Source organism: Chromohalobacter israelensis DSM 3043 (genome assembly GCF_000055785.1).
GTDB lineage: Bacteria > Pseudomonadota > Gammaproteobacteria > Pseudomonadales > Halomonadaceae > Chromohalobacter > Chromohalobacter israelensis.
This window is the reverse complement of the sequence record NC_007963.1, coordinates 2,660,867-2,680,347: the sequence shown is the minus strand read 5'-3', so window position 1 is coordinate 2,680,347 and position 19,481 is coordinate 2,660,867. Positions and strand designations below refer to the sequence as shown.

Below are 19,481 nucleotides of genomic sequence, written 5' to 3'. Positions count from 1 at the left end.
GCAGTGCTCGTGGCACTACAGGACAGGTGCCGCGAGAGAGACGCTGGGTAGCGCGCCTTTGCATAGGTTTTTATGATTCCCAATAGTTAATAAATATATTTTAACTAACCAAGCGCGGCTCATATGGTTGTCGTCACAAGACAACAAGGAGACCGCCGATGACCGCGCTCACTCTCGACAACCTGCATATCGATACGCTCGTGGTCGGCGCCGGCCAGGCCGGCGTGGCCATGAGCGAGCATCTGGGCAAGCTCGGCGTGCCGCATCTCGTACTGGAGCGCCACCGTATCGCCGAGGCCTGGCGCACGGCGCGCTGGGACTCGCTGGTCGCCAACGGCCCGGCCTGGCACGACCGTTTCCCAAACCTGACATTCGATGCCGTCGACGCCCGTATCGGCGACGACGATTTTCCTTCCAAGGAGAGTGTGGCGGCCTATTTCGAGGCGTATGCGCGTCAGATAGATGCTCCCATCCGCACGGGCGTGGACGTGCATCGGGTGACGCGCAACGAGGGCAGCCTGGGATTCACCGTCGAGACCTCGCGGGGCGTGATCGAAGCCAATCGCGTGGTTGCGGCGACCGGGCCCTTCCAGCACCCCGTCATCCCCGCCATCGCGCCCCGAAGCGGACCTCAGAAACAGTTCCATTCCTCCGAGTATCGTCATCCTGAGCAACTGCCCGATGGGGCGGTACTGGTCGTCGGTGCCGGCTCCTCCGGCGTGCAGATCGCCGACGAGTTGTTGCGGGCCGGCAAGCGCGTGTATCTCTCGGTCGGCCCGCATGATCGGCCACCGCGTACCTATCGCGGGCGCGACTTCTGCTGGTGGCTGGGTGTGCTCGGCAAGTGGGACGCCGAGGCCATGCAGCCCGGCACCGAGCACGTCACCATCGCCGTCAGTGGCGCCCACGGTGGCCGCACGGTGGACTTCCGGGAACTGGCGCACCGGGGCATGACGCTGGTGGGGAGAACGCAGTCATTCGACGGCGGCGTGGCGACCTTCGCCCCGGACTTGGCCGACAACCTGGCCCGCGGCGACGAGAATCTCCGTGCGCTGCTGGATGACGCCGACGCCTACATCGCGCGCAACGGTCTCGACCTGCCCGAAGATCCCGAGGCGCGCCGCATTACCCCCGATCCCGAATGCGTCAGCCAGCCGTTGCGAGAGCTCGACCTGGAGGCGGCCGGCGTGAGCGCGATGATCTGGGCCACCGGCTTCAAGGTGGATTACGGCTGGCTGGACGTCGATGCCTTCGATGCGGACGGCAAGCCCCACCATCAGCGCGGTGTCTCCACCGAACCCGGCGTCTACTTCCTGGGCTTGCCGTGGCTGTCTCGTCGGGGGTCCAGCTTCATCTGGGGCGTCTGGCACGATGCCAAGCACATTGCCGACCACATCGCCACACAGCGCCGGTATCTCGACTATCACCTGCAAGCGCAATCGACGGCGCCACGGGATACCGCCACGCCACCCCTGACATACAGCGCCAACGCGAGGGCCGAATGATGCCGACGCATACCCGAATCCGCATGTTCAACACCCAGGAAACCTATCCCAACCAAGCGTTGGACAACGATCTTTGCCAGGCGGTGAAGGCGGGCAACACCGTTTATGTCCGCGGCCAGGTGGGGACCGACTTCGAGGGACGGCTGGTCGGACTGGGCGATCCACGGGCCCAGGCCGAGCAGGCCATGAAGAACGTCAAGCAGTTGCTCGAGGAAGCCGGCTCCGACCTCAGCCACATCGTCAAGACCACCACCTACATCACCGACCCGCGATTCCGCGAGCCGGTCTACCGCGAGGTGGGGGATTGGCTCAAGGGCGTCTTCCCCATCTCCACCGGTCTGGTGGTGGCAGGCCTGGCCCAGCCCGAATGGCTGATGGAGATCGACGTCATCGCCGTCATACCGAATGCGTCAGACGAAGAGGAGAACCGCTCATGACCTTTTCCATTGCCGGCTTCTGCCGCGAGACCGGTCAGTTCGGCACCGCCATCAGTTCCTCGAGCATCTGCGTGGCTAGCCGTTGTCCCTTCATCGCCCCCGGCAAGGGCGCGGTCCTGACGCAGAACGTGACCAATCCCGCGCTGGGACAACTGGGCGTGCAACTGCTGGAGGAGGGGCTCGACGCCGAGGGCGTGATGGCACGTCTTCGCGAGCATGAAACCTATCCGCAGTGGCGCCAACTGCAGGTCCTCGATGCCAAGGGGGCGAGCGCGGTGCACAGCGGTGCCGAAACCCTGGGCATACATGCCACCCGACAAGGGCGGGACTGCGTGGCAGGCGGCAACATGCTCGCCGACGAGGGCGTGATCGACGCCATGGTCACTGCGTTCGAGGCCCATGACGGTGAGCTCGCCGAGCGCCTGCTGGCTGCCATGGATGCCGGCCTGGCCGCAGGCGGTGAGATGGGGCCGGTGTTCTCGGCGGGGCTCAAGGTCACCGACCGGGCCAGTTGGCCGGTGGTCGACCTGCGGGTCGACTGGCACGTCGCTCCGTTGGCCGAGCTACGCATGATCTGGGAGCACTATCTGCCACAGCGCGACGCCTACGTGCTGCGCGCCTCACGCCCCGATGCCTCGCCGTCCTACGGCGTGCCGGGCGACGAGCGCTGATATCTTCTGGGCAGGCCTGCCTGGACCATCGCCGTTGCACAAGGCGAGGGGTGTCGACGGCTCAGTCTCGCGTCGCTGCCTTGCTTTCTTCCCTGACCATCCGGGGGTCTCCATGTCCCAAGACACCGTCGTCGACCTGCTTGCCGAACTGGTGGCCTTCGACACCACCAGCCACCGCTCCAACCTGGCGCTGATTGCCTTCATCGAGGACTACCTGGCTCGCCACGGCGTGGCGTCGCGGCGGGTGCCCGACGCAAGCGGCAAAAAGGCCAATCTCTATGCCACCATCGGGCCGGCGGATCGCCCCGGCGTGATGCTCTCCGGGCATACCGATACCGTGCCGGTGACTGGCCAGGACTGGCGCTTCGATCCCTTCCGGCTGAGCATCGAGGGCGAGCGCCTGTTCGGTCGCGGCACGGCTGACATGAAAGGGTTTCTGGCCGTGGTGCTGGCCGCCGTGCCGGCGCTGGTGGAGGCCGAACTGGCCGTGCCCGTGCATCTGGCCTTCTCCCATGACGAGGAGGTGGGGTGCGTGGGCGTGCGCACGCTGCTGGCGGATCTCGCGCATCAGCCGGTGCGACCGGCCGCCTGCCTGGTCGGCGAACCGACCTCCATGCGCCCGGCCACCGCGCACAAGGGCAAGCTGGCGGCGCGGCTGCATGTACGTGGCAAGGCTTGCCACTCCGGCATGGCGCCCCAGGGCGTCAATGCCATCCACGCCGCCGCCCGCCTGGCCAACTGGGTCGAGGAGACGGCCGCGGCCAAGGCGAGCCACGGCCCCTTCGACGAGCGCTTTGCGGTACCCCACACCACGCTGCAGGTCGGTACCATCCAGGGCGGCGCTGCACTCAATATCGTGCCGCAGGATTGCCGGCTGGACATCGAGATCCGCAACGTCCCCGAGGATGATCCCGAGGCGCTGCTCGACGCCTTGATGGCCGTCGCCGCCGCCCTGGAAGCCGAGATGCGCGAGACCGCGCCCGAGGCGAGCATTCGCCTGGAGCGCCTCGGTGACTACCCGGGGCTGTCGATGGCCGACGACCATGCCCTGGTGGACTTCATCATGACGCTGCTCGACGACCGGGGGCTGGCGCGCATCGGTTACGGCACCGAAGGCGGGCTCTTTCAGCGTGAGCTGGGAATCCCGACCCTGGTCTGCGGACCCGGCAGCATGGACCAGGGGCACCAGCCCGATGAATTCGTGACGCGCGATCAACTGGCCCGCTGCGAAGCGTTCCTGACCCGGCTGGCGGCGACGCTCGCCGGCCCCGAGGCACACCGCCTGGCGGAAGGCCAGTTCCCGCGCCCCGCGTCGGTGTGATTCGCGCCCGGATTCGGGCACTGGCCGTCGCGAGGCGATGTGGAGCGACGTGGGCCCGTTGCCGGAGAGGCGGAGTCAGGACGCTTGACGTCGGTACCTGATATGCTGAGTCGGATTTCCCTACGTCTATCGTAGGGGGGACCGATTCTTCAGCGATGGTAGCGAGTCAATGCGTCAATTCACTCTCAAGCAGCTGCGCTACTTTGTGGTCGCCGGGGAGCTGTTAAGCGTTACCCAGGCGGCTCGCAAACTGCATGTGTCTCAGCCATCGATCTCGGCGGCGATCCAGCAAATCGAGGATATCTCCGGGCTTCAGCTGTTCGTTCGCCATCACGCACAGGGTTTGTCCCTGACGCCCTCGGGCAAGCAGTTGCTGAGCCGGACTCGCCAACTGCTGCGCGATGCGGAGGGGCTCGAGAAATATGCATTGTCGCTGGGTGAGGAAATCGGCGGCGAGTTGCGCCTGGTGGCCTTTCCCACCTTCGCTCCGGTATTTTTGCCTCAGCTGTTGCGTCGCTTCGCCGATCGTCACCCCTCGGTGAGTCTCTATTGCGATGAAATGAACCAGGTGGACATCGTTCGCGGGCTTGGCCAGGGCGACTATGAACTGGCCTTCACCTACGATCTCGAAGTCCCCGAAGATATCGATTTCACGCCGCTTTATCGCTTCCCCCCTTATGCCGTGGTGGCGGCCGACCATCCCTTGAGCGAACGCGATAGTGTCTCGCTGGAAGAGCTGGTCGCCTATCCCATGGTGCTGCTGGACTGGCCGCTGAGCCGCGAGTATTTTCTGTCGATCTTTACCCACCATGGCCTGTCGCCGATCGTCGCCCACCGTGCCAAATCGATGGACATGATGCGCGGCCTGGTCGCCAATGGCTTCGGTTTCTCGCTGTTCAACACGCCGCTTACGGCGCTGGAATCGCTGGACGGTGGTGGTCTCAAGCCGCTGCAATTGATCGACGAAGCGCGCCCGCTCTCCATGGGGATCGCCTGCTTGCGTGGATTGCGCCTGAGCCCCGCCGCCGAGGCCATGCACCGCCTGGCGCGTGACCCCGAGGCTCACGGCAAGGTGTTCGCCCAGCTCGACGAGGGCTTGGCCGCTTCCTGAGAATTTCCCCGGCGTCATAGCACATGTTCACGCTCGATGGGCCGCCTTCCAGAGGGGAGGCGGCCGTTCAGTGCGTTGCATAGAAATTCATGATGCTGTTCTTCGAATAAAAATATTTTATTTAATCAGGAAGTGAGGGCTATCGTCGCAAGGTGCTCATCAGCCGTGCCCGGGCCATTTCAACAATAATGTCATTGCTATCAGAGGCTCCTGGATGAACTTTCAAAATTCTCTCCCATTGCGAACACAGCGATATCTCGTGCGTACAGGTTTTGTCTTGTCTGGCGCCCTAAATTAGGGAAGATTTGCAAAGAAAGTCGCCTGGCCCGGCTCAAGTATCGCGATGTCTCGCGGGCATTTTCGCGGGATGTTTTCACTCGCTATCACGCGGCTTCCACGTCACAAGGAGCCCATCCCAATCCGCCAACCAAGGAAAACAATATGGAATCCTGGACCTTTTTCGCCTTTGGTGTCGCCTCGGTGGTGACGCTGGCCACGGCCCTGATTGCACTGGCATTCGACCGTCGCCGCTAACCAAAAAAGCCTCACTACAATTCCAACGAGGAGTTTTCATTCATGTTGAACTGGATATTGCTGGGCGTGTCGGCCGCAATTCTTATCGGCCTGTCGCTATATTCCATGCGAGCGGCGGGTGACAAGGAGGAATCCGGCTTTCTGGTGGCCAATAATTCCCTCGGGCCTTTCGTGGCCGCCGCCACCTTGATCGCCACGGGCTACAGCGGCTTCGTGTTCATCGGCTCGCCGGGCGTTGCCTATGAATACGGCTCGCTGGAGCTGTTCGCCAATGTTTTCTATACCCCTGCCTTTTTGATCGCCACGCTGTTCTTCGCCAACTTCCTGCGCCGCAAGGCGACCAGCCTGGGGAGCCGGACCATGCCGGAATACATCGCCCAGACACATGCCGGTGGCAGGGCGGGGCGCTGGTTGCAGGGCGTGACCGCGATCATCATCGTCTTGCTGCTGAGCGTGTTCCTCATCTCGCAAGTCAAGGCGATCGGCCTGCTGGTGTCGAGCTGGCTGGGCGTCTCCACCACCACCGGCGCCTTGCTGATCACCTTGCTGGTGATCGGCTATACCATGTTCGGCGGCTTGCGGGCCGTGGCATGGACCGATGCTCTCATGGTGCTGGGCATGGTGCTGGGCTCCTGCGTGATCGCCTATGTGGTCTTCGTCCAGGTCGGGCTCGGGGAGTTGATCGGTCGGTTGGATGCCCAGAATCCGGAGCTAGCCAACCCGACCACGGGGGCGCCCTACGGCGACAGCACGGCCTCCGCCTTCCTGCTGTTGCCCTATGCCTTCCTGTGGGCGGCGGCCTTGCCCTTCATGTCGGTGCGCTTTCTGGCGATCAAGCAAGGCGTCAGCATGGCACGCGTCGGCATCTGGGTCGCCGTGCTCGGCCTGGCACTCAACTTCACGCCGCTGGCCGGACTCTATGCCAAGGCCTACTTCCCGGCGCTTGAGTCGCCGGACATGGCCATGCCCACCTTCCTGGAGCACGGCGTCGGTCCCTTGATGTCCAGCGTGATGACACTGTTCATCCTGTTCGCCATGAAATCCACGGCCAACTCGCTGATGCACACCGTCTCCACGGCGCTTTCCTACGATCTGCGCTCGGCGCTGGGCAAGCAGGAAGGGTTCACCACCACCATGACCTTCAATCGGCTCATGGTACTGGCGGTGGGGATCGGTGCCTTCGTGGGCATGGCCTACTTGCCGCCGGTGATGATCCTGTGGCTGGGCATTCTCGGCAACGGCACCCTCATGGCCTCGCTGTTCGGGGTATCGCTGTGCTCGACGTTCTGGCAGGGCAATGCGCTGGGAGCATTCACTTCCATCGCGGCAGGGTTCGGCGTGAGTGCCTATCTGCTGCTGGGGACCGATCTCGGGTGGGTGCAAGGGCCGCTCTACGGCTGCCTGGCCTCGGCTGCCTGCTACGTGGGCGTGAGTCTGGCGACTCGTCGGGCGGCGCGCGCTTCGACCCCGGTGCCCGAGCGCTCCTAGGCAGCCTTGATGGCGACGCCTTTGAACGCGTCGCCCGCAAACGTCAACGGCGCCCCGCGGGGCGCCGTGTTGCGTTCAGCCTTCTGCGGCCACGTATTCCAGCGACTCCAGCGAGTCGGTCGCGGTGACGATGTGCTCCAGCTCGTCGCAGAAGGCGACGAAGGCGTCGCTGGAGTGGCCGGGCGTGCGGTGCATTTCGATCTCGACGTGCCCGAGGGGCGGCAAACCTTCTTCCTCGCCGACGATGCGACAGCCCTCGGGGACGCTGCGCGGGGTCTTGACCGTGGCGGCCAGCCCGGCCTGCACCGGCAGGTTGATGCCGGTGGGGGAGCGGCTGGAGTAGCGCACGTCCCAGCGCCGCTCGGTGGGCCCCAGCGCGGCGAACGCATGGGCGCGGAAGATGCAGCCCTCGGGATTCAGCGCCAGGGGCAGAATCTCCCAGTCGTCGATAGCGCGGTCCTCGGCCACCACCCACACCATGGGCTCGCGGCCCAGCAGGCGGCCGGTCTGGGTGGGGCCGTGGCGCACCACCAGCGCGACGTCCAGCAGCCCCTCCTGAAAATCATGCACCAGCGAGCCGCTGATGCTGCAGCTCACTTCGAGGCGCACCTCGGGAAAGCGGGCGGCGAACCGCGGCAGCAGTTCGGGCAGGTAGGTGCTCGCCTGTTCCTCCGAGGTACCCAGGCGGATCAGTTCGCCCTGGCGGTCCACCCCCATCACCCGGCGCGCCTCGTCCTGCAGCTTGAGGATGTGTCGCGCGTAGGGCAGCAAGCGCCCGCCTGGCGGCGTCAGTACCACGCTGCGGCTGGTGCGCTCGAACAGTGACTCGCCCATCTGATCCTCGAGCCGCTTGATCTGCAGGCTGACGGCCGACTGCGTGCGATGCAGCACCTTGCCGGCGGCGCTGAAGCCCTCGCACTCGGCGACCGTGACGAAGGCGCGGAGCAGGTCGGTATCCATGATCTATGAGCCTTTGCAATCTTTTTGATCTTAACCATTCATTTCTATTATTGAACCTGCCTCTCTACCCTGTCCATACGTTACTGGAAACGTCTTTGCAAAAAGTCAGGAGCAGATCCGCATGCCAGCCAACGCTACGCAGGCAGACGACAACGCACTCCACGGTCTGATCGACCTCGAGCGCTATCCCATCGACCAGCTGGATGGCGAACGCGGCCGGGTTCTCGTCGAAGAGTGCCGTGCCCAACTCGGTCAGGACGGTTGTGTGGTACTCAAGGGCTTCGTGCCCGACGAGGCCCTGACACGGCTGGAACGCGAAACCGAGCGACTCTCGCCGGAAGCGCATTACAACCAGACCGAAACCAACCCCTACAACAGCGACGGCGACCCCAGCCTGCCGGCCTCGCATCCCAAGAACCGCTTCGGCGACCGCACCAACGGCTTCGTCGCCGGGGACCGCATCGGCGCCGACACCATCATTCGTCAGGTCTACTCCGATCCCGGTTTCCAGCGCTTTATTGCCAGTGTGGTGGGCATGGAGGAGATCCACCAGTACGCCGATCCGCTGGCCGACCTGGTCGTCAACGTGCTGCGCGAGGGCTGCCAGCATCCGTGGCATTACGACACCAACGAATTCATCGTCACCATGATGACGCGCCAGTCCCACGGCGGCGGCCGGTTCGAGTACGCGCCGGGCATACGCAGCCCCGAGGGCGAGAACTTCGAAGGGGTGGAAAAGGTCATCGACGGCGACCGCTCGCAGATCAAGTCGCTGGATCTCCAGCCGGGCGATCTGCAGATCTTCTTCGGCCGCTACTCGCTGCACCGCGTGACCCCGGTGGAAGGCGACCGCGAGCGCCACACCGTGATCTTCGCCTACGCCAAGGAGCCGGGCTTCATCGGCCGCCCCGAGCGCGCCAAGCGCATCTTCGGGCGCATGGCACCGGTTCACGAGCGTCTGCTGGAAGAGGGCATGCAGCGCAGCGACAGCCTCGCCGACTGACAAGGCCGGGCCACCGGTCGCCGCCGACACCGGCCCACGCTCGCCGTCGCGGAGACACTCCCCGCGACGGCGAGCGTGCCCCATCACGAAGCGCGCCCCATAACGAACAGAAACAGAGAGCTTGATCATGAGCATCGTCGACTTCGACAACCTGACCGACAACGAACCCGACGCCATCCCGGTCGTGCCCTCCGCCCCCATGGCCAACGGCGACAGCATTCCCACCGCCTTCGACCCGGTACAGCTGCGCGGCGGGCGCCTCAAGCGTCTGCGCGCGATGATGGCCGAGCAGGGCTACGCCGCGCTGGTCCTGTTCGACCCCTACAACCAGCGCTACGCCACCGGCTCGCGCAACATGTTCGGCTACTTCCTGCGCAACTCCACGCGTTACATCTACGTGCCGCTGGAAGGCCCGGTGATCCTGTTCGAATACCCGGGCAGCGCGCATGTCTCCACCTGGCTGGAGACCATCGACGAATCGCGCACCTCCAAGGTGGTGTGGTCCGCCGTCAACCAGCGCGACAACATGTCTTCCGACCCGTTCGGCATCGAGATCGCCGAGCTGATGGAAGAGCACGGCAAGGGCAACAAGAAGATCGGCCTGGACCGCTGCGCGCTGAACCTGGCCCGCTCGCTGGAAGCCCAGGGGCTGGACGTCTACGACTGCATGCAGGACACCCTGCATTGCCGGCGCATCAAGACGCCCGAGGAAATCGCCTGTCTGGCCCAGTCGATGGCCGGCAGCGAAGCCGCCGTGGCCGCCGTGGAAGCTGCCATCAAGCCCGGCGTCACCGAGAACGAGCTGTTCGCCATCATGTACGGCGATGTCATCCGCCAGGGCGGCGAGTTCATCGAGACGCGGCTGTTGTCCTCCGGCCCGCGCACCAACCCCTGGTTCAACGAAGCCAGCAACCGGGTGATCCGCCCCGGCGAGCTGGTCGCGCTGGATACCGATACCATCGGCTGCCACGGCTACTATTCCGATTTCTCGCGCACCTTCCATGTCGGCCCCGGCAAGCCCACTGCCTATCAGCAGAGCCTCTACCGGATGGCCTATGACCAGGTGCACCACAACATGGGCATCCTCAAGCCGGGCATGAGCTACCGCGAGATCGCCGAAAACGCCTGGAAGATTCCCGAGCGCTTTCTCGACCGCCGTTACCCCTCGATCATCCATGGCGTCGGCATGCACGGCGAGACCCCGCTGGTCGCCCACCACATGGACTTCGACCGCTTCTCCAAGGACGGCATCCTCGAACCCGGCATGGTGGTCTCGGTGGAAAGCTACATCGGCGAGGTCGGCGGTGCCGACGGCGTCAAGCTCGAAGAGGAAGTGCTGGTCACCGACACCGGCATCGAAAAACTCTCGCGCTACCCGTTCGATGAGGCCCTGCTCGGCCGGGAATTCTAAGAGTTCTTGTTCAAACGCTCGGAATGAACGATGGGCGCCGGGTAAGCCCGTCCCGTTCATCGGTTGTGAGTAGAGCTCCAGGTTCGCGTCCCTTACATGACGCCCATATTCGATAGAGCAAAGTTGTTATGACAGACGTATACCACTGGATCGCCGGCGAGCGGCTGACAAGCGAGCGCACCATCGACGTGCTCAACCCGGCCACCGCCGCGCCGGTTCGCCGCCTGGCGATGGCCGACACCGCCACCGTGCAACGCGCCATCGACGCCGCCCGCGAAGCCCAGCCCGCCTGGCGCGACATGCCGCCGGCCAAGCGCGCCCAGGTGATGTACCGCTTCAAGACCCTGCTCGAGCGCGACGCTGACGAGATCTGCGCACTGGTCAGCGAGGAACACGGCAAGGTGCTCGAAGACGCCATGGGCGAGCTCAAGCGCGGCATCGAGAACGTCGAGTATGCCTGCGGCGTGGCGGAACTCCTCAAGGGCGAGTACTCCCATAACGCCGGGCCGGGCATCGACACCTGGTCCAACCATCAGCCGCTGGGCGTGGTCGCCGGCATCACGCCGTTCAACTTCCCGGCCATGGTGCCGCTGTGGATGTACCCCATGGCGCTGGCCTGCGGCAACGCCTTCATCCTCAAGCCCTCCGAGCAGGCGCCCTCGGCCGCCGTGAAGATGGCCGAACTGCTCGACGAAGCCGGGTTGCCCAAGGGGCTGTTCAGCGTGGTCCACGGTGATCGCGAGGCCGTCGACGCGCTGATCGAAGCGCCCGAGGTTCGCGCGCTTTCCTTTGTCGGCTCCACCCCCGTGGCGCGCAAGATCTACGAGGGTGGCACCCAGCAAGGCAAGCGCGTGCAGGCCCTCGGCGGTGCCAAGAACCACGCCGTGGTGCTGCCGGATGCCGATCTCGACAACGCCGCCAGCACCCTGATCGGCGCCGCGTTCGGCAGTGCCGGCGAGCGCTGCATGGCGATCTCCGTGGCCGTGTGCGTGGGTGACGCCACCGCCGACGCCCTGGTCGAGCGTCTCGCCGCCCAGGCCCGCAAGCTCAAGATCGGCCCGGGTACCGAGCGTGGCCTCGACATGGGCGCGCTGATCAACGCCGGCCAGCGCGACAAGGTCGCCGGCTACATCGAGCAGGGCGCCGCCGCCGGGGCCGAACTGGTGGTCGACGGCCGCGAGCATCCGCTGGTGGAAGCCTCGCCGGGCTACTTCCTCGGCGCCACGCTGTTCGACCGGGTCACGCCGGAGATGAGCATCTACCGCGACGAGATCTTCGGCCCGGTGCTGTGCGTGGTCCGTGTCGAGACCTTCGAGGACGCCATCGCCCTGATCAACGCCCACCAGTACGGCAACGGCACCTGCGTGTTCACTCGTGACGGCGAGGCCGGGCGACGCTTCGCCGATGCCATCGAAGTCGGCATGGTCGGCATCAACGTACCGCTGCCGGTGCCGGTCGCCTTCCACAGCTTCGGCGGCTGGAAGGACTCGCTGTTCGGCGACCTGCACGCCTACGGCCCCGACGCCGTGCGCTTCTACACCCGCCGCAAGGCCATCTCCCAACGCTGGCCGAAGCGCTCCGCCCAGGAAACCGCCCAGTTCAGCTTCCCCTCCTGAACCACCTGCACGGCTGAACCCCACGCCCGCGCCGCTCACACCGGCGCGGGCGTTTTTGTGTCTACGCCTTTCGTGTAGCGCTATGTTAATCGACGTTAAATTAAGCTAGGTTAAGTATTGTTTGATGTTGCCGATACAACCTGATGAACCGGGTGGTGGAGCGTTCAGTGCTTTGCATGGCGGTAGCGTGGCCGAACGGTAGCGGGCACGCGAATTCTGTATAACGCGCCGAATTCTTCTTAGGGCCTTTCAAATCAAAAGCTTAAGAGCGAAAAGGCTGGCTCGATAAGATTGTTGAACGCGCCTGCACGTTCAAGTGGGAAAACGAGCGCGCTGTCTAATACCTGTTATGAATAGGAGGAGTAATGATCGAAAAGATCGAGGAATGGGTGCATCAGGTGAATTCCTCTCATAGAGATGTGCGTCGGTCTTGCTCCGTCCTTGCAGATCATTTCAACGGTTTTTACTCGCCTAATTTCCTCAAAACAGCGTTTTTCGTTGTTACCGACGAAATTCCGAAGCCCGATTTTTCAGGACTTCGAGAAGCAGGTTTAGGCGATTTTATCGACATGGAAGTTGGGGGTATTACCTACAATGATACCTATTACGTAAAGAAAAAGGCCGCAAACGAGTTTCGTCTTCACTTCCATGAACTGGTTCATGTACTGCAATGGCGAGAACTCGCTCCTCAAGGTTTTATTGAACGCTACATTCGAGAGATTCAAGATTTTGGGTATGACAACGCTCCTCTAGAAAAGATGGCCTATGCTTTAGATGGGCACTACCAAAGCAAGGGTCGGCCCTTCAGTGTTGAGCAGTTTGTCCGAGAAAACTTATAACAATTCGCGTCACGCGGACGCACTAAAGTGCGCTGGTGCGCTCCGCGTTAGCTGGCAGAGCGGTATGCGGAAGTGAGGGAGCGCTTATGAGAAAAACAAAAAAAAGAAAAGAGAAGTTGTCCATATATCTTGCAAAGCCAAGTGTGGGATGTGATGCATCTAAGGTAATTAACCTTGAAAGCTCCAAGCCTCCCATCGAAATGGAGGTTCCAGAGTTGGAAGCAGCACTGTACGTCAAAAAAGAACCTCCGAAGCCACCGCCTCCATGGACTAGGCTCTTTACAGAGCATCAGGAACTTCCAGATGATCTATTTGGTAGTAGAAGGGCGGTAGGCGCTGCTTTCGTTGTAAACCTTGAAGGCAATTTATTCATATTAACCTTTGGCACGGGTTTTCATCTTGTTAAAAATGAAGCTATAGAGAGAGATTTCGGACTTAGGGTAACACTCAACTCCGTTGACCCAGATAAACTGAGAAGTCTCGACAAAGCTAACTATGATCACAACCCGTTAAATTCAAGAACACAAAGCTCCATTGATCTTGGCGTCTTTGATCTTGATGTGGACTCTGAGATGGATATGTTATATGCAGTTACTGGAGTGTCAAGATTTTCTGTGTTTGGCTCACATGTGACAGGAAGAGATGCATTAACTCTTGTCCTAGATATTAATCTAAAAGGGTTAAAGGATGTTCTTTTAGAAGCTTTAAAAAGATACAAAGAAGATCTGCCAAAGGAGTTTGAATGGGTCGATAATATCCAAAGAGTTAAAGATAAAGAGCTCATGGAAGTCCTTGACTTAGAGTTAGATGATGTTTTGGCTAAAAATGAGTTCCAGAAAATGTGGATTGGCGAGCCGGAAATCGTCGACTGGGAGAGCCAAATAGGCTATTCATTCGATCGCTACCAAAAAACAGCAATACATGTTGTATTAAAGATCGAAGACCTAGTAAAGCACTTTAAAGATAAAGGTATACTATTAACAGTTGAAAATTTAAAGAGTCAGTCGATTCACATCAATGATAATGAGTGCAACTCAATAAAGAAGTGGTCGGCTTATCGTTGCTTATATGCGGAGGTTTCGGCTGAAAGAGAACAATACATACTTAGAAATGGACAATGGTATATAGTTAACAAAAATTTCGTGGAATATATAGATAAGTACTTGGAGGGTCTAGATCCGTACGATTTTGAGTTTCCAGTTTATTTCCATGACCGGGAGGAAGATTACAATGACTTTGTTGCCGGAAGACATGGGAATATAGAACTTATGGATAAAAAGTTTGTAAAAGTTGGAGGCCCTTATGACAAACTTGAATTTTGTGATTTGATCAAGGATTCATCCGAACTAATTCATGTGAAGTATTACAGAAGCTCATCGACGTTAAGCCATTTGTTTTCACAGGGTTTTGTTGCATCCGAAGCATTTATAAGTGACTCAGGCTTCAGAAAACGATTAAACGAAAAACTACCCGACTCGGCTAAGCTTGCATGTACTGACAGCAGGCCTGACCCTAGTAGCTATAGGATTGTTTATGCAATTGCAACCAATAGGTCTTTGCCGCAAGAGTTGCCCTTTTTTTCTAAAGTTACTCTAAAGAATGCTCTAAAGACTCTGAAAACTTTAAATTATAATGTCTCTATTGCTGCGATAAAGGTTGACCCTGCACTAGAAGTAAAGAAAAAAGCGAAACCAGCAAAGGAGAAGAAGCTAGTATGAGTGTCGAACTATAGCTAACCAGTGCAGACACAGCGACGCTCTGGTCGAGCGTCTCGCTGCCCACGCCCGTGCCGCTCACACCGGCGCGGGCGTTTTTGTGTCTACGCCTTTCGTGTAGCGGTATCTTAATCGACGTTAAATTAAGCTAGGTTAAGTATTGTTTGATGTTGCCGATACAACCTGATGAACCGGTTGGTGAAGCGCTCAGTGCTTTGCATGGCGGTAGCGTGGCTCACACAGCAGCGGGGTAGGGGATCGTGTTTGGTTCCAAGGTGATAGAGCCGGCAAAGGCAGCGGGCACGCGAATTGTACATGATACGCCGAACTTTTCTTAGTATGTTTTAAAACAAAAAGCTTAAGAGCGAAAAAATGGCTCGATAAGATTGTTGAACGCGACTGATCTCTCTAGCGGTAAGACGGGCGCGCGGTCTAATACCCTTTAACTTATCTTGGAGTATCTAATGAAGTGGTGGGAAAAAACTGTAGAGTATTTTTTTATCAGGAAATATATTCCTAAAGATATGATACTTTCACCTCTTGATGGGGAGCAGGAAAAAGCGGGAGACGCTTTCCTGTCAAGCAATGAAAAGTGGGTTATATTAGAGTTTAAGAAAGATTGCCAGTCTTTGTCGTCTGAGAAGAAAAAATATACAAATTATGACGATGCTGTTAAGGCTTTGTCACCAAGCGATACGCACCACTTCCTGATTTACGGGCAGATATCGGATGGCGAGTTTGAGCTCGCCGGTAAAACATACTTTTCAGGCAAAGCTGTATCAAACATTAAAGAGATATTTGAGGCAGGGAAGAATAGGGAAGAGTTTATTTCTTATCTTGAAAGATTGATTCAGTACAAGTCTAAGCTTGATGAAGCTAGTGGCGGGTCTGTCGGTGGTTACTCGTTCGTTGCGGGAATTAGCGCAGACAATAAAATCACCAGCTGCATGAACCTATACGAGTTTGGTCTAGATCATGGTCTCAAGTTGGAGCCTTCATCTAAAATAAGGCAGGAGGTTAAAAGGGGGCGTGGTGGTCCAAAAATGGGCATGTAATGCAGTTAATAATCGCAGTCACGTCGATGGCTTTTACATTGCGGCTTCGCCTTCATTCAAAAGCTACGCGTGCTGCGGGCGTTGTGCATCGAGAGCTGATCAAACCAAGTGGGCGAACTATGACTGAAAGCACCGCCGTTACGAGGCTGCTTCCGAACATTTGCACTGATAAGATGGAAGAGACCCGCGACTTTTACAAAGAGTTGCTGGGTTTTGTTGTTGGATTCGAGCATCAGGGGTGGTACATCCAGATGGCGTCCCCCGACAAGCCGGAACTGCAAATCGGTATCATGCGCCTCGACCATGAGTTTACCCCTCGGCCTTTCCAGTACCCTGCACAGGGCGTCATCATATCGGTGCAGGTCGAAGATGTTGAGGAGACATACGCTGCAGTGAAGGCCCGTGGTTTCGAATTGGCACACGACCTATGCGATGAGGAATTCGGGATGAGGCGGTTTATGGTAGCGGACCCGAACGGGCTACTTGTCAACATGTTCTCGTTTCCATGAGTGCGCGCCCGATAAGTGCATTAAATTCGTTCCGGCCCGACGAGCCGCCATCGAAAGTCCCTGACGGGTCGTCGTTTATGCAAGGCGTTATGTGTAAGGGAAGCCAAATCAAAGGGGTAGATCGATTCTATTTGATCAATGTAAATAGGGCAGGTTGATTTTTTAACCAAGCTGACCGATTTTAAATCTATCTGGCCCCTTTGGGTTCATTGCCTCCCGTTCTCCGCCTAGCCCCTAAACCTGTGCGTAGCCCCCGTCGACGAACACCTCGCTCCCCGTCATGAAGCTGCTATCGTCGGACGCCAGGAACGCCACCGCGCCTGCGGTTTCCTTGGGATCGCCCAGACGCTCAATCGGTACGGTCCGGTTCATCTCGCTCAGAGCTTCGGATGGGAGCAGTTCCATCAACTTGTCTGTTTTGGTCGGGCCAGGAGACATGACGTTCACGCGAATGCCGGTGCCCCTGCGACTATGGGCCATACTGCGCACCAGGTTTCGGACGGCCGCCTTGGAGGCGCTGTAGATGCTCATCGCGGGGGGCCCATGCTACCCACCGTGGAACCGGTGAGGATGATGGAGCCGCCGTTCGTCATCAGGGGCAGGGCCTTCTGGACGGTGAAAAGGGTACCTTTGACGTTGATGTCGAAGATGTAGTCGTAGTGCTCCTCGGTGATCTGTCCCAGGCTGGCGAATTGGCCGACGCCATCGAAGTCGGCATGGTCGGCATCAATGTTCCGCTGCCGGTACCGGTCGCCTTCCACAGCTTCGGCGGCTGGGAGGACTCGCTGTTCGGCGACCTGCACGCCTACGGCCCCGACGCCGTTCGCTTCTACACCCGCCGCAAGGCCATCTCCCAACGCTGGCCGAAGCGCTCCGCCCAGGAAACCGCTCAGTTCAGCTTCCCCTCCTGAACCACCCGCACGGCTGAACCCCGTGCCCGCGCCGCTCACACCGGCGCGGGCGTTTTTGTGTGTAAGTCTTACATGTAAGGCCATGTCACTCGGCGCTGATTCGCGATAGGTTAAGTCTGTTTAGAGGTGTCACCCTTATTGGGGGAATTCCAGCGCTCCAAACCAGCCGCAAATGTGGGCGTTATGCCAAAGGACGCACTGATGACAACAGTAGAACCCATTAAACACCAGCGACTTCGACTTGGCTTATGCATGTGGGTTGCGGGCATGCTCGGCGTGGTCGCGCTCACTGTCACTGTGCTACCACAACTCGTGGCTGACGTGACGCCTGCCGCGCCCTTATGGTTGGTATTACTTGCAAGCACTGCGCAGAGTGCGCTTTTAGTCGCTGTTGCTGTGTGGTTAGGCGTGGTGCTGGCGCCGAAAGTTGGCTTTCGAGCTGCTGCTTTTGAGGCCGCAGTGGCTGCAGGATCGATCAGGTCAGCCCTTCGGCCGCAGCTCCGTCCCAGTTTGGTCGCCGGGGTCGTGGGGGGAGTTGGGCTATTCGCAATTGGCGGTTTCGGCTTTCCAGCGGCCCTCGCTGAGGTGGAGCAGCAATTTTCAGTGCCGATAATTGCGCGTGTGCTCTATGGCGGGGTCACAGAGGAATTGCTTTTACGATGGGGGTTAATGACAGTCTTGGTATGGCTGGCATGGCGGTTTCTGCAATATCGGAGAGGTACTCCTCGGCCCCTCTACGTCTGGCTGGCCATCGTCGTGAGCGCGCTGCTTTTCGGCGCGGGCCATTTACCAGCGGCGGCAATGCAGGCAGGCGAGTTAACTGGCTACGTAGTGCTATTCATTGTCGGCACTAATACCACCTTCGGGGTGCTGTTCGGTTACCTGTATTGGCGATATGGCTTGGAAGCGGCGATAATCGCTCACGCTTTCGCACATGTAGTGAGCTATGTTTTGAGCTTGGGAGTGGCATAACAATGTGCTGTAGTCGCTGCGCGCGGACCTGCGTTTCGCTTGTGCTCCTCTACGGCCGCTAAGCACGGCGTTATGGCTACTGAGGAGGCAAAATGGATAGCGCCATAGTAAGGCCTGCACTGCTAGTCGATCAGGCGGCAGTGTTCACTCTCATCAATCAACTCCATCCGACGGTTGGGGGCGGAGTCTTGCTTCTCCCTTGAGTCGGAAAAACATGTCTACAGGACACTCGTTCGAATTTTCGCGAGTGGGTGTTCCGCGAAAGTTGTTGAAGGATGGCGATGCCGTGCTCTGGACGCGCGATCCTGTCCATGACGCAGTTTCCGTCGCCCTTGCCGAATCGTCATCGACGGTAGCAAACAGCCTGGCATGGCCAGCGCCAGATCAAGGTTGCAGTTCCCATCTATGGCAACGATCCCTGATGCAGCGACCCGGACGCATGCCTTGGCGGAGGGCAGGTCAAGGGACAAGGACGACCCGGCCCAGAATGGAATTTTCCTCGGCATAGTCATGTGCCGCTGCGACCTCGCAAAGCGAAAACCGTCGATCAATGGAAACCTCCAGCTCACCGGTGGCGGCCAGGCGCAACATGTCGTCGACCGTCCTGTGGACTTCGGGTTTTTCGAGCTGGCTGCCCATGAACACACCCAGAAGCGTCTGGTTGGCCTGCAAGGCGGGCCAGAGGTCCAGGTCCAGCGACGCACGCCCTGCATTGCCGACGAAGATCAGACGTCCCTCGGGCCGTAGTGCGGCAAGCGATCCCGCGAGCGTGGACCCGACGGGGTCGACGACCAGATCCACGCCGCGGCCGTCGGTCAGCCGCATGACGGCCGCGGTCACATCCTCTGAGCGGTGGTCGATCGCGGCGTCCAGCCCATAAGCCCGCAGTCGCGCGACGCGATCCGCGCCCGAGACGGTTGCCAATACCTTCGAACCGGCGCGATGGGCCAGTTGGATCGCCGCGACCCCGACGCTGCCCGCTCCGCCCTGCACGAGCAGGGTCTCGCCGTCGACCAGATTGCCGCGCGCGAACAGGCTGTGATGGGCGGTTCCGAACGAGATGGGCAGGGCGGCCGCAGCCGTCATCTGCAACCCGTCCGGCACGATCCATGTCCGCGTGGCCTTCACGGCGCGCAATTCGGCATGGGACCCGCCCATGTCGAATGACGTCACCTTTTGCCCGATGAAGCGGTCGTGAACCTTCGAGCCAACCTCGATGATCTCGCCCGAAGCCGCATAGCCGGGAACGTGGCCTGCTGCCTGAGGCGCCGCCGTCGCCCGATTGATGAGATCGCCCCCCTCGATCGAGATTGCCTCCACCCGGAGGAGCACTCCATCCTCGGGACAAACCGGAGCCTCGACTTCTGTGTAGCTCAGGACCTCCGGTCCGCCTGGAACATCATAATATGCAGCCTTCATGTTC

General features: G+C 59.8%; 16 protein-coding genes and 2 pseudogenes. 15 read left to right on the top strand and 3 right to left on the bottom strand.

The window, feature by feature from the left end; all coding sequences use genetic code 11:
- Window positions 1–158 precede the first annotated feature (158 nt).
- The 6 genes from CSAL_RS12100 (at window position 159) to CSAL_RS12075 (ending at window position 7,067) form a co-directional block, all read left to right on the top strand.
- The gene (locus tag CSAL_RS12100) at window positions 159–1,505 is read left to right on the top strand and encodes a flavin-containing monooxygenase (RefSeq protein WP_011507682.1); all 1,347 of its coding nucleotides are present in this window, start codon (window positions 159–161) and stop codon (window positions 1,503–1,505) included.
- On the top strand, window positions 1,502–1,942 hold the full coding sequence (locus tag CSAL_RS12095) for a RidA family protein (protein WP_244846359.1): 441 nt from the start codon (window positions 1,502–1,504) through the stop codon (window positions 1,940–1,942). The genes CSAL_RS12100 and CSAL_RS12095 overlap by 4 nt, the downstream gene beginning before the upstream one ends.
- Entirely contained in the window at window positions 1,939–2,613 is a 675-nt protein-coding gene (locus tag CSAL_RS12090; RefSeq protein ID WP_011507680.1) for a DUF1028 domain-containing protein, read from the top strand. Before CSAL_RS12095 ends, CSAL_RS12090 begins: the two co-directional genes overlap by 4 nt.
- Before the next feature lie 112 nt (window positions 2,614–2,725).
- A complete protein-coding gene (gene argE / locus CSAL_RS12085) occupies window positions 2,726–3,934 on the top strand; it encodes an acetylornithine deacetylase (protein ID WP_011507679.1) in 1,209 nt (402 codons plus the stop codon).
- Between the two features lie 169 nt (window positions 3,935–4,103).
- Window positions 4,104–5,045, top strand: coding sequence for a LysR family transcriptional regulator (locus CSAL_RS12080; protein ID WP_011507678.1), 942 nt, complete (start codon window positions 4,104–4,106; stop codon window positions 5,043–5,045).
- 576 nt (window positions 5,046–5,621) lie between these two features.
- A complete protein-coding gene (locus CSAL_RS12075; protein ID WP_011507677.1) occupies window positions 5,622–7,067 on the top strand; it encodes a sodium:solute symporter family protein in 1,446 nt (481 codons plus the stop codon).
- Between the two features lie 75 nt (window positions 7,068–7,142).
- Here CSAL_RS12075 and CSAL_RS12070 read toward each other — a convergent pair whose 3' ends face one another.
- Window positions 7,143–8,027: a LysR family transcriptional regulator gene (locus CSAL_RS12070; RefSeq protein WP_011507676.1), complete on the bottom strand. Its 885-nt coding sequence runs from the start codon at window positions 8,025–8,027 to the stop codon at window positions 7,143–7,145.
- A 121-nt stretch (window positions 8,028–8,148) separates the two neighbouring features.
- On the opposite strand from CSAL_RS12070, the gene CSAL_RS12065 reads away from it, so the two are divergent.
- From CSAL_RS12065 to CSAL_RS12045, 7 genes are all read left to right on the top strand, one after another.
- A complete protein-coding gene (locus CSAL_RS12065; protein ID WP_011507675.1) occupies window positions 8,149–9,030 on the top strand; it encodes a HalD/BesD family halogenase in 882 nt (293 codons plus the stop codon).
- A 127-nt stretch (window positions 9,031–9,157) separates the two neighbouring features.
- The gene (locus CSAL_RS12060; protein ID WP_011507674.1) at window positions 9,158–10,441 is read left to right on the top strand and encodes a M24 family metallopeptidase; all 1,284 of its coding nucleotides are present in this window, start codon (window positions 9,158–9,160) and stop codon (window positions 10,439–10,441) included.
- Between the two features lie 128 nt (window positions 10,442–10,569).
- On the top strand, window positions 10,570–12,057 hold the full coding sequence (locus CSAL_RS12055) for a CoA-acylating methylmalonate-semialdehyde dehydrogenase (RefSeq protein WP_011507673.1): 1,488 nt from the start codon (window positions 10,570–10,572) through the stop codon (window positions 12,055–12,057).
- Window positions 12,058–12,422: 365 nt separating this feature from the next.
- Window positions 12,423–12,896 (top strand): hypothetical protein, encoded by a 474-nt coding sequence (locus CSAL_RS17290; protein WP_011507672.1) that lies wholly within the window; start codon window positions 12,423–12,425, stop codon window positions 12,894–12,896.
- Between the two features lie 86 nt (window positions 12,897–12,982).
- Window positions 12,983–14,614, top strand: a complete 1,632-nt coding sequence (locus CSAL_RS17285; protein WP_148266830.1) for a TIGR04141 family sporadically distributed protein — start codon at window positions 12,983–12,985, stop codon at window positions 14,612–14,614.
- A 461-nt stretch (window positions 14,615–15,075) separates the two neighbouring features.
- Window positions 15,076–15,666 (top strand): hypothetical protein, encoded by a 591-nt coding sequence (locus CSAL_RS12050; RefSeq protein ID WP_043558508.1) that lies wholly within the window; start codon window positions 15,076–15,078, stop codon window positions 15,664–15,666.
- A 119-nt stretch (window positions 15,667–15,785) separates the two neighbouring features.
- Window positions 15,786–16,175, top strand: a complete 390-nt coding sequence (locus tag CSAL_RS12045) for a VOC family protein (protein WP_011507669.1) — start codon at window positions 15,786–15,788, stop codon at window positions 16,173–16,175.
- A 234-nt stretch (window positions 16,176–16,409) separates the two neighbouring features.
- Here CSAL_RS12045 and CSAL_RS12040 read toward each other — a convergent pair.
- A pseudogene (locus tag CSAL_RS12040) lies at window positions 16,410–16,936 on the bottom strand (SDR family NAD(P)-dependent oxidoreductase).
- Here CSAL_RS12040 and CSAL_RS17750 point away from each other — a divergent pair.
- Window positions 16,874–17,086: pseudogene (locus tag CSAL_RS17750) on the top strand (aldehyde dehydrogenase family protein); the annotation flags it as partial. The pseudogenes CSAL_RS12040 and CSAL_RS17750 sit on opposite strands and share 63 nt — an antisense overlap.
- A gap of 201 nt (window positions 17,087–17,287) precedes the next feature.
- On the top strand, window positions 17,288–18,058 hold the full coding sequence (locus tag CSAL_RS12035; RefSeq protein ID WP_050934532.1) for a CPBP family intramembrane glutamic endopeptidase: 771 nt from the start codon (window positions 17,288–17,290) through the stop codon (window positions 18,056–18,058).
- Window positions 18,059–18,517: 459 nt separating this feature from the next.
- On the opposite strand, the gene CSAL_RS12030 is transcribed toward CSAL_RS12035, so the two are convergent.
- Entirely contained in the window at window positions 18,518–19,477 is a 960-nt protein-coding gene (locus CSAL_RS12030; protein ID WP_011507667.1) for a quinone oxidoreductase family protein, read from the bottom strand.
- Window positions 19,478–19,481 lie beyond the last annotated feature (4 nt).